The following is a 10798-nucleotide window of genomic DNA, read 5'->3' on the forward strand; positions in this document are numbered from 1 at the left end:
GCAATGAAAATGGGCGAGGCATCGGAAGACACGGTGTGTCTGGCGGCATGCGTTGCCACGCGCGCTAGCGCTCGATTCGGCGCGCCTTTAACTTAGTATTCCTACTCGCTGCGTCTGATACAAACCACTTGCAACTCTTCATACTTCGTCATCGCACGCGGCACACTCCCACGAAACGGATCAAGAACGAGCGTAAAACAGATCCTCGCCCCAGCCCGGCGCCGGTGGATCTGGACGGCAGTGGACGACTCATCTTCAGCGCTGCAACGCCCGGTTGCGGGCACCATCGCTACTCAATTCGTCTGTCTATGCGGTCGCTGATCCCCGCGACAGTGACATTATACCCATAACTGATTATATTGTCAACTATGACGTACAAATCTAAGATATGACGATACAGAAATCTGGAGCCGCGATGCCTGATACCCCGAACTCCCGTGCAACCCGGCAGCGCACGCAAAAGCTGCCAGCTCCTGCCCGGGCGCCCGAAGGGCGCCAGCCGCGCGGCGCCCGCCGCAAGCGAGAAACGCGTACCCGCCTGCTCGAAGCCGCGTTCAGGCTGATGGCTGAAAAAGGGATGGGTTCAGTGGCGATTAACGACATTACCGAGGCCGCCGACGTCGGTTTCGGCTCCTTCTACAACCACTTCGAGTCGAAGGAAGGGATCTTCGCCGCACTCGTCGAGTGGGTGTTTGAGGAGTTCGCTGGTACGCTTGACCGCCTGGCCAGCGGATTGTCCGACCCGGCCGAAGTGGTCGCTGTCTGTGTGCGCCATACGCTGTTGCGCGCCCGCCGCGAGCCGGTCTGGGCACAGATCCTGATACGCGAGGGTTTTTCGGTGCATGCGCTGAACTGGGGTCTCGGTCAGCGACTGCTGCGCGATAGTCAAAGTGGCATTTCCGCGAAACGCTTTGTCGTCCCGGACCACTTCCTGTGTCTCATTTCCGTTACGGGCATCACCTTCGCGGCAATCGCCGCTGAGTTGCACTTTTCGGCATCCGCCGCACCGGCGGTCCAGCGGCAGAAGGCATCTGGACTCGGGGAACAAGACTTCGCGGAGCGCGCTGCGGCGGTCGTGCTGCAGGCACTGGGACTCAAGCGCGCGGAGGCGGAGCGAATTGCGCAGCTGCCGTTGCCCATAGGTAAGCAGGAAACCAAGGGCTGTCGAGCGAAACCGCGTGTCCGCTGATCGGGTGGACAATTTCCAGGTTCGCGCGATGGCTTGCGGGGCGGCGAGACCAGAAACGCGGCAGCTGTGATCGGAAAAACGGCGCGGACAACGAACGAGTGTGAAGGCTGCTGGTATACGATCGAGAGCGTTGAAACATCGCGCCAGGCACACGGAGTACCCGCCCATCTGGGTCACTGAGTCGTGACTCAGCGGCCCGCGTGTTCGAGAATTGCATGCGCTCGAATACGGCTTTGTTTATGTGTTCTCTTAGCGCTGGTCTTCCCGGCGTTGGGCCGGATCCTGTGTCGCTGCAAACATCAGTCAGCTTCCGTAACGCGCACTCGCGAGATAACGGTGACGCTGTTCGCGCAGACCCGTCGCCAGGATCGCGCTGGCCGGCAGCGCGAGTAGCACGCCAAAGAATCCGAAGAGCTGGCCGAACTCCAGGTGCGAATGCCGGGAAAGCAACGGCGGATTCAACCTGTAACTGCCTTACAAACGCCGATGCGCGAATGTCACCTAAGGCCGATGCGTGCGCATAGCTATTCCGGCAGGTTCCGGAGTGCTCCTGCCGATGGGGTTGCGAGGACGGCGAGCCACTGCGCACATCCTCCGGAAAAGCGCTCTAAAGAATACTGTCCAACGCCTTGGCAAGCCTGGCGACCGCCCCTTCGACGTCATGCAGTTTGTCCAGTCCAAATAATCCGACGCGGAAGGTCTTGAAGTCTTCTGGCTCGTCGCATTGAAGGGGAACGCCGGGTGCGATCTGCAAGCCGGCATCAGCAAATTTCTTGCCGGATCGTATGCCGTCATCTTCGGTATAGCTGACCACGACGCCCGGAGCCTGAAAACCTTCGGCCGCCACGCTTTTGAAACCCCTGGCACCCAGGAGTGAGCGAACGCGCGTGCCGAGTTCAACCTGCTCCGCTCTCACTTTATCGAAGCCATATGCCTCGGTTTCCTTCATGACGTCGCGCAGCGTCGCGAGACTATCCGTGGGCATCGTGGCGTGATACGCGAACCCACCGTTCTCGTAGGCTTCCATAACCTGAAGCCACTTGCGAAGATCGCAAGCGAAACTGGTGCTGGTTGTTGCGTCGATTCTTTCGCGGGCGAGCGGGCTGAGCATGACCAGTGCGCAGCAGGGTGATGCGCTCCATCCCTTTTGCGGTGCGCTGATCAGGACGTCGATGCCACTGGCCTGCATGTCCATCCAGATCGTACCGGAGGCGATGCAATCCAGCACAAACATTCCGCCGACCGCATGAACAGCGTCCGACACCGCGAGTAAATAGGCATCAGGCAGCATCATCCCAGACGCGGTTTCGACATGTGGCGCAAAGACCAGATCGGGCTTGTTTTCCCTGATCGCCGCGACCACTTCTTCAATCGGCGGCGGTGCATATGCGGCCTGCCTTCCTTGTTCGACCGGACGCGCCTTCAACACCATCGATTCAGACGGAATGCCGCCCATGTCGAAAATCTGCGACCAGCGGAAACTGAACCAGCCATTGCGAATCACCAGACACTTCCTGCCTGTCGCGAATTGCCGGGCGACGGCTTCCATGCCGAAAGTCCCGCTGCCCGGGACGACAACGGCCGACTGCGCGTTGTAGACTTTTTTCAGAGCGCCGGAAATATCCCGTACGACTCCCTGAAAAAGCTGCGACATATGGTTGATGGATCGGTCGGTGTAAACGACTGAATATTCGAGGAGTCCCTCGCGGTCGACATCGGGGAGTAACCCTGGCACGTTCGCCTCCGGTAATAGACGAATAGAAGAATCGAAAACAGATTCTAACGAAAGCCACCTGCACCGGCGTCGGCTGAAACGCCCCGTTACTCATCCGGCAAGTTTCGGCGTGGACCACGCCGTCGAGTTATGCTGGTTTGGAATGCTCTGTTGGCAACAATCGGCACGATTGCGAACCGTAGCCGGAGCATGGTTTCAAAATGTAACTCCCATCTTTCTTTTGGGTGGCGCGGCCAGGCACAACAGCCGTTGTCGCTGAATAATCAACGGGTTCGCGCAACTGGCGCTTCGCGATGGGCCACCATCAGAGAACGCGAACCGCGCTTCGACGTCGCTTCCCGTCGGCCGGAACCGCGAACCGCCGCGCGCTTGAGCATTACCACGATCTTGTCATGGAGACATGCAATGCCTGAACACACTTCTCTTCTGGCCTTCGGCCTCGTCGCACTGGGCATGGCGCTTCCGCCGGGCCCGAACATGATCTACCTGGTCTAACGTTCGATCTGCCAGGGCCGCGCCGCGGGGCTGATCTCGCTAGGCGGCGTTGTGCTCGGCTTCGTCGTCTATATGTTGTGTGCGGCACTTGGCATCACCGCACTGCTGCTCGCAGTGCCGTTTGCGTACGACGCATTGCGCTTCGGCGGCGCGCTTTATCTGCTTTGGCTTGCGTGGCAAGCGGTGAAGCCGGGTGGACGTTCGCCGTTCCTGGTACGCGACCTGCCGGCCGACGGCCCGCGCAAGTCGTTCATGATGGGCTTCGTGACGAATCTGTTGAATCCGAAAATCGCGGTGCTTTATCTTTCGCTGCTGCCGCAATTCATCGATCCGCGGCACGGTGACGTGCTGGGCCAGTCCCTCGCACTCGGCTTTGTGCAGATTGCTTTGAGTATCAGCGTGAATGCGTTAGTCGCGATGACTGCCGGTTCGATCGCAGGGTTTCTCACGCGCCGGCCCAGATGGTTGGCGATCCAGCGCTGGATGATGGGAACGGTATTGACGGGCTTGGCCGTTCGGATGGCGATGGAAGCGCGCCGGTAGCGCGTTTGCGCGCGGGCCGCACGCCGCAGGCTCCAGGTAAGCGCGACACGGATGAATTTGTGCAGCTGCACCGAACCCGCGGGAATCGAGCGCGGCTCGCAACGCACTGGCCGAAGGCCATGAGCGGACTTCAGTCAATCGGCCGTAACGAGATGTGCACGAGTCTTTAATTTGATTTCCGCGAGCAGATCGTCGAGCAGCGGCACTGACAGTCGCCAGCTTTGCCAGTAGAGAACCGAATCGAGGCGTTCGCCCGGCATCACTTCGATCAGCCTCCCCGTCTTTATGCATTCGTCGACCATCGGCAGGGGAAACATGCCCCATCCCAGACCGGCTTCGCACATTCGTAGATAGCCCGCCACATTAGGTATCCAATGCATGGGCGGCCTGAGTTCGACGTCCGTGACACGTTTCAGAAATCGATACTGAAGCGCGTCATTCCTGTAGTACGAGAGACAGGGCGCGTCTCCTAGCGAATCCCGGTTCGCGCCCCCCCGGAAGTAAGTATCAAAGAAATCCGGCGAGCAGGCCGCAATGTATAGCATGCGCCCAAGCTCGACCGACCGGCATCCCTGCACCGGCTCGGCCATCGTGGTAATTGCCCCTTGCACACCTCCGCTTCGCAGCGTCTCAACCGTGTGATCCTGGTCTTCGACGACAAGGTCGAGCAGCGCTCCCCGCTCCTTGCAAAATGAACCGATCACGTCGACGAACCACGTGGCGAGACTGTCTTCATTTACGGCAATACGCAGAACTGGCCGAGTCGCTGCAACGACACCTGCAATGATCGGCAACTGTTGTCGCAACTCCGCTTCCAGCCACTGAACGCGTTCAGCATGGCCGCATAAAGCAGCCCCAGCCAAGGTTGGAATGCACGGCTGCCCGCGCTGCACCAGAACGGTTCCAATCCGTTCTTCAAGCAGCTTGATGCGATGGGAGATTGCCGGCTGCGTCAGGTTCAACTCCTTCGCAGCGCGGTCGAACGAACCGCATCGGATGACGGTCCGCAAGGCCTCCAGCAGTGCATAGTCGAGCATAAATTTCTTTTATGGACGATTCGATAGTTTCATTTTATTTATTCTACCTGCGCGCTCAAACTTCAATGGCACTTTCGACGGTGAGTTGACGCGGCCGACACCGCTCACCTTCATCGCAATTCCGTTTGGACCGTTGACCCACCATGAGCCATGTCATGCACATTCATCCGAAGCTAATTCGCGAGGTAGTTCTCGGCGAGCGAAACCTTTCGGTCGCCGAATTTGTTGCCGTCGCCCGTTACGACGCAATCGTAGTATTGTCCGACACCTACAGGAAACGCGTACGCGAATCGCGCTCCCGGGTTGAGAGATTTCTCAACGAGGACAGACGCGTATACGGTGTAACAACAGGTTTCGGTGACAACGTCACGCGACTGGTTTCGCCAGCCGAAGCGCGAACGTTGCAGAGAAATATCGTCCGTTCGCACGCCGTTTCGGTGGGTACCCCGCTTGAGCCTGAGTTGGTCCGTGCCATCCAGTTGGCCATTCTGAACAGCCTCGGCAAAGGGTTTTCCGGCGTCAGACTTGAACTTCTCGAGCAGATCGCGGCGCTGTTGAACAATGGCGTCGTCCCGTACGCGCCCGGAGAAGGTTCTGTCGGATATCTGGCTCCTGAGGCTCACCTTGCATTGGTGCTGATCGGCGAAGGGAAAGCGTACGTCGACGACAAACTGGTAAGCGGAGCGGAAGCGCTTGAAAGCCGCGGCCTCAAGCCACTGGAGCTGGAATGTAAGGAGGGCCTGGCTCTCATCAATGGAACAACGTCTGTTACCGGCATCGCGACGTTGTCTCTTTTCAACGCCACGGAGGCATCGAGGGTTGCAGACGTGACTGCCTCGATGTCCCTGGAAGCCCTACGGGGAACCGTTCGAGCATTCGATGCGCGATATCACGCGGTCAAGGCCCATCCGGAGCAGGCGCAAACAGCGCGCGTGATCAGCGCGCTCCTGGAAAGCAGTGTAATCGCGAAGACCAATATCGATTACCGACTCCAGGACACTTACAGTCTGCGCGCGATTCCTCAGGTTCACGGAGCAGGCAAGAAGACAATCTCTGACGCGCGGGCAAGCATTCTGAACGAACTTGCATCGTGCGGCGACAACCCGGTTGTGTATCCATTGGAAGAAGATGGCATTGCAATCTCCGGCGCCAACTTCGATGGAACGTATGTTGGCATCGCATGCGACACACTCTGCATCGCGATGACCAATCTCGCGAAGATTTCTGAGCGAAGGTGCGACCGGATGATGAACGCGCACTTCAGCGAGCTCCCCGCATTCCTCGTCGACAATCCGGGCTTGAATAGCGGCTTCATGATCGCGCAATACACGGCAGCCGGCCTGCTGGGCGAAATGAAGATCTTGTCCCATCCAGCAAGCGTTGACTCCGTTTCGACGTGTGCAAATCAGGAAGATCCGGTCAGCTTTGCATATGGCGCCGCAGTTAAGGCCTACCGGATCTCCAACAAACTAAGTTATGTAATCGCTATCGAACTGATGGCTGCATTGCAGGCCATCGATTTTCATGGCGTAGAAAGATCCTCTCTTTCGACGCGAGCGGTTCACCAGTTGATTCGCTCTGAAGTCCGATTCCTTGCAGAGGATCGTTTCTTCCAGTCAGACATCGAGTTCATCAACCGGAAGGTGACCAGCGGAGAGATCCTGGCCATTGCATCTGAAGCGGCAGGCATTGCCCTCTAATAGTCCGTGTGCCGGCCGCCGACGACCTGCCAGATAGCCGCATCTCTCTTACGTTACGGAAAAGGTCACTGCGAGGCGCTGCTTTTCCGCGACGTGCAACACTCAACCGGAGTTTGGTTATGAAACACACCTGCAAAGCGTTCAGCCTGCTGTCCACATGTATGCTCATCGCCGTCTCAGCTCTTTTCTGTACAACGGTCGAAGCGAAGGACTGGAAGAGCGTAACGATTGCCACTGAGGGTTCGTATGAGCCATGGAACCTGACCCGTTCCGATGGTCAACTCGATGGATTCGAACCACAGCTGATACGGAACATTTGCGCGCGCATCAAGATCGAGTGCAAATTCGTCACGCAGGATTTCGACGGCCTGATACCGGGTCTGCGTGCCGGCAAATTCGACGTGTTGATGGACGCACTGTCAATTACGCCGGAGCGACAGAAGGTTATTGCGTTCTCGCGACCCTATGCGTCAACGCCAGCAGCATTCGTGTCCGTTGACTCAAAAATCTTGCCCAAGCCGGTTGGTCAAGGCGCCCTCGTGAACTCACCGGCGACGGTAAGACTGACAAGCAGACCATTGACGAGTTGCGAAAATATCTGAAAGGTAAAACGATCGGAATCCAGTCCGGGACTATTTATACCGGGTTTGTGTACGATAACTTCAAGGACATCGCGACCATCCGCGCGTACAAGACCGCACCTGAACATGACCTCGATCTGGTCGCCGGTCGGATCGACGTCGCGTTCGATGATGCCACGTACTTTGTTTCAGCACTCGCCAAGGTGGACAACAAGTCGCTTGGATTTACCGCTCCGAAGATTGGTGGATCGATCTGGGGGCCCGGCGAAGCGCTTGGCTTCCGCACGGCCGATTCTGACCTCAAGGAAAAATTCGACGCCGGCATTGCCGCCGCGCTTGCGGACGGTACGATCAAGAGCCTTTCCGAGAAGTGGTTTAGAGTCGACGTAGCGCCCTAAAGTATTGCTTCGTCACCTTTTGACGCTGCGGTTACACCTTCGCTGTTTCTCGGCTCGCTGGTGGCGAGCGGCGAGTTTGCCAAAACCCTCCCGAAGTGAGGCCAGAGGGACTCAAGTGGGTCGAGCAACGAATCCTTCGATGGAAAGGCCGCTAAACAATCGCCCGGCGAGCGACTCGAAGGAATGAATGATCGATGCGCTCTGAAGCTTGCCGATCAGATGGCGCCTGGTCGAGTGCCGGGACCGGATCGACTCCCGGTCCCGGGCCTTGGTCGAAGGCGGTTCTTCGCTGAGCGCGCAACACGACAGATTGCGGATGACCGCAGTCGCCGATGAAGCGGCGTCCAGGATTGCGAATTGAATGGTCTTCGAGCCAGTCGGTAATCTCCTGGCCGAAGTCGGTGCGTCCGGAAATGGACGTTCCCGTCGTTCACACATCCGCTATCGGTCTGGAAGTTCAACCGGCACTTCCTCTGGCACCAGTGGTTATCTACCGGCTGTCGAGAAGATCGCCGGGGACATGTTCAATTTCCCCGCGCGGAAGAACGAATTGAAAGACCGCGCCGCGCGGCGCGTTTGCGCTTGCCCACAGTCGTCCCCCGTGCGTCTCGACGATTGACCGGCAGATCGACAGGCCCATGCCCAAGCCATTCTCCTTCGTAGTGTAGAACGGATCGAAGACGCGCCTGATCGCCGTCGGAGGTAGTCCGGGGCCCGAATCCCGCACGGCTACATACAGGCCATTCGACGAATCCGCAGCCGTACTGATCAGCAGCTCGCGGGGACCCGTGCTCGTTGCGCCCGTTGCTTCGACGGCATTGATGATCAGGTTGAGCATCACCTGTTGCAACTGCACGCGATCTCCCAGGACGAGTGGCAACCCATCCCCGAATACTGTCAGCACAGAGACGTTGTTCTTCGCCGCTTCGCCCCGCGTCAGTTCGAGCACCTCGCGGACCGCCTCGTTGATGTCCACCCTGTCCTTACGTGGAGGCGCTTTCCTGACCAGACCGAGAATCCCGCTAACGATGCCGCCAGCGCGCGTCGCCTCATAAACGATGCCATCGAGCGCTTGCCTGACCTCGTTAAGGTTCGCCGGCTTAACTTCCAGCCAGCGTAAGGCCGCCGAAGCATAGGTTGCTACCGCGGTGATCGGCTGCTGAACCTCATGGGCAATCGAGGCTGTGAGCTGCCCCATCGTCGCAGCCCGGTTCGAGTGCGCGAGCTCCATCTGCACTTCGCGGTAGCGCCGCTCGCTCTCGCGCGCTTCGGCTGCCGCCCGCTTGCGCCCGGTCAAATCGAGCGCGAAACCGACACCTTGGCTCTCCCCCGCTTCGAACTTCGCCACGCCGGTCAGTACCGAAGCGCGGCTGCCGTCCTCTGCGCGCGCGAGATCGAATACCGCGTTCGCGAATTCGAACGTATCGTCGTCGAGCTCGCTAGCGGGCGGAGTATTGCGGTCGTCGGACTGCATATCAGTATTCCTCTATACAAGGTGGCTGGAAAGTGGCTTTCGAACGCTTTGAATCTATCGAAACCTGCGGGACCCGACTGTTCGCCCAATATGGATGACACACCTCTACGAATCGATGTAGTGAACATGTCGAAGAAGGCGTTATGCAAAAGCGACACGACAGCGAAGCATCGTCGATGTCAATGGCGTGTCCATCAGTGCAATCCCGCCCGGCGCGAACCGCAATGACGTCACTCAATTGCTGCCACTCGCCGATGCGATTGCGCCCATTCGCGTTGTGTGGCGGACCGCTCCAGAAGCCCAGAGTCATTTACGCCGATTCGAGGCTACGTACGGAGCAGTCTTTTTGAAACGGTCTGTTAGCCAGAATCCATTGATTGATACTCCAAGGTGGAAGGTATTTGCGGTGATCCGCTATTCTGTCGATCAGACACCCGAACGTGACCATCAACTGCATACAGCTTTCGATCAAGGCACGTTTCGCTTTGATAGTGAAGGCGATACTGCTTAGGCGAGACGCCCAGGCATCTTTGGAAGACGCAGCGCATGCGATCGGCATTCCCAAAGCCACACTCGTAAGCGATGGTTTTCACCGGAATTGCGGTACCCTGCAGCATTACGCGCGCTGCGTCCACGCGGGCCCTCACGACATATTCGGCAGGCGAAATTTTCGCGTCCCGTACAAACGTGCGGGCGAATGTACGAATGCTCATGTTCGCTACGCGTGCGAGAACTTTGACCGACAGGTCACCGGTCAGATTCGACAGGACGTATTGCTGGACTTGTGCAACCCGCGTGCTGCCTTCCACATGTGGCGTGAAATGGGGACTCGACTCGGATTTCCCACCCGCGCGTTGCATGAATACGACGAGTCGCTCGGCAACTTTCAACGAGACTTCGCTGCCTTTGTCCAGTTTCAGCAGGTAAAGGGAGAGATCGACTGCCGCCGTTACCCCGGCCGACGTATAGAGGTTGCCGTCCTCAACAAAAGACCGGTCAACTTCGACACGGGCGGTCGGGCACAACGCTGCGAGCTCGTCTGCATAGCTCCAGTGAGTGGTGACCATTCGTTGATCCAGCAGGCCGGCGCGTGCCAGAATGAAGGCGCCACTGCAGATCGAGCCGAAGCATCGCGCCTGCCGACTTGCGCGTTTAAGCCAGGCATAGGTCTCGTCGGTGAACTCCCGGCGAACCAGTCCGGGGCCGCCGGCCACAAGCAACAGGTCGTATGCATCGTGCGTGTTACTGAAATGCCTGTCGGCGGAGATGGTCATTCCGTTTGAACATCGAAGCAGACCATGCTCCAGACCCACGACTTCCACTCGATAGTGCGAGTCCGCCAATAAGCAGCGGTTGGCTTCCGCGAAGACATCGAGCGGCCCGGAAACGTCCCGCGATTGGACACCCGAAAAGGCGACTAAGGCGACGGTTTTCATTGGCGAACGAGATCGGTGTAAGAAGCCATGTTTAAAGGACTCCGAATTTGATGTCAGTTTTCGGGAATGCCACTAACCTTGGCCAACGGGAAACTTCGCAAACGCGGCATCAGGTCGGCGACCGGAATGGTGGTCTAAGCCGGACTGCCCCGGAAATCGTCGAGGCTGGTTGATGAAAGTTGATCCCGGCGCGGGATTGCGTCATTCGAG

Annotated in this window: 7 protein-coding genes and 3 pseudogenes; 5 read left to right on the forward strand and 5 right to left on the reverse strand. The window is 58.2% G+C overall.

Going from position 1 to position 10798, the window contains the following annotated elements:
- The first annotated feature begins 415 nt into the window (after positions 1-415).
- Positions 416-1189, forward strand: a complete 774-nt coding sequence (locus P0D89_RS37155) for a TetR/AcrR family transcriptional regulator (RefSeq protein ID WP_408367237.1) — start codon at positions 416-418, stop codon at positions 1187-1189.
- 303 nt (positions 1190-1492) lie between these two features.
- Here the strand turns inward: P0D89_RS37155 and P0D89_RS37160 are convergent, their stop codons facing one another.
- Positions 1493-1651, reverse strand: coding sequence for a hypothetical protein (locus P0D89_RS37160; RefSeq protein ID WP_408367235.1), 159 nt, complete (start codon positions 1649-1651; stop codon positions 1493-1495).
- A gap of 145 nt (positions 1652-1796) precedes the next feature.
- Positions 1797-2924, reverse strand: a complete 1128-nt coding sequence (locus P0D89_RS37165) for a pyridoxal-phosphate-dependent aminotransferase family protein (RefSeq protein WP_408378015.1) — start codon at positions 2922-2924, stop codon at positions 1797-1799.
- 405 nt (positions 2925-3329) lie between these two features.
- Here P0D89_RS37165 and P0D89_RS37170 point away from each other — a divergent pair.
- A pseudogene (locus P0D89_RS37170) lies at positions 3330-3962 on the forward strand (LysE family translocator).
- Between the two features lie 134 nt (positions 3963-4096).
- Here P0D89_RS37170 and P0D89_RS37175 read toward each other — a convergent pair.
- The gene (locus P0D89_RS37175; RefSeq protein WP_408367231.1) at positions 4097-4999 is read right to left on the reverse strand and encodes a LysR family transcriptional regulator ArgP; all 903 of its coding nucleotides are present in this window, start codon (positions 4997-4999) and stop codon (positions 4097-4099) included.
- A gap of 155 nt (positions 5000-5154) precedes the next feature.
- Here P0D89_RS37175 and hutH point away from each other — a divergent pair, with 155 nt between their 5' ends.
- A complete protein-coding gene (gene hutH / locus P0D89_RS37180; RefSeq protein ID WP_408367229.1) occupies positions 5155-6699 on the forward strand; it encodes a histidine ammonia-lyase in 1545 nt (514 codons plus the stop codon).
- A 161-nt stretch (positions 6700-6860) separates the two neighbouring features.
- Positions 6861-7678, forward strand: a pseudogene (locus tag P0D89_RS37185) (transporter substrate-binding domain-containing protein).
- A gap of 490 nt (positions 7679-8168) precedes the next feature.
- Here P0D89_RS37185 and P0D89_RS37190 read toward each other — a convergent pair.
- Positions 8169-9152, reverse strand: coding sequence for a sensor histidine kinase (locus tag P0D89_RS37190; protein ID WP_408367227.1), 984 nt, complete (start codon positions 9150-9152; stop codon positions 8169-8171).
- Between the two features lie 172 nt (positions 9153-9324).
- Between P0D89_RS37190 and P0D89_RS37195 the strand changes: the two are divergent.
- Positions 9325-9472 (forward strand): annotated as a pseudogene (locus P0D89_RS37195) (IS5/IS1182 family transposase); the annotation flags it as partial.
- 39 nt (positions 9473-9511) lie between these two features.
- Here the strand turns inward: P0D89_RS37195 and P0D89_RS37200 are convergent.
- A complete protein-coding gene (locus tag P0D89_RS37200; protein WP_408367225.1) occupies positions 9512-10588 on the reverse strand; it encodes a GlxA family transcriptional regulator in 1077 nt (358 codons plus the stop codon).
- Positions 10589-10798: the final 210 nt, after the last annotated feature.

This window comes from Paraburkholderia sp. RL18-085-BIA-A (assembly GCF_046027075.1).
Classification (GTDB): domain Bacteria; phylum Pseudomonadota; class Gammaproteobacteria; order Burkholderiales; family Burkholderiaceae; genus Paraburkholderia.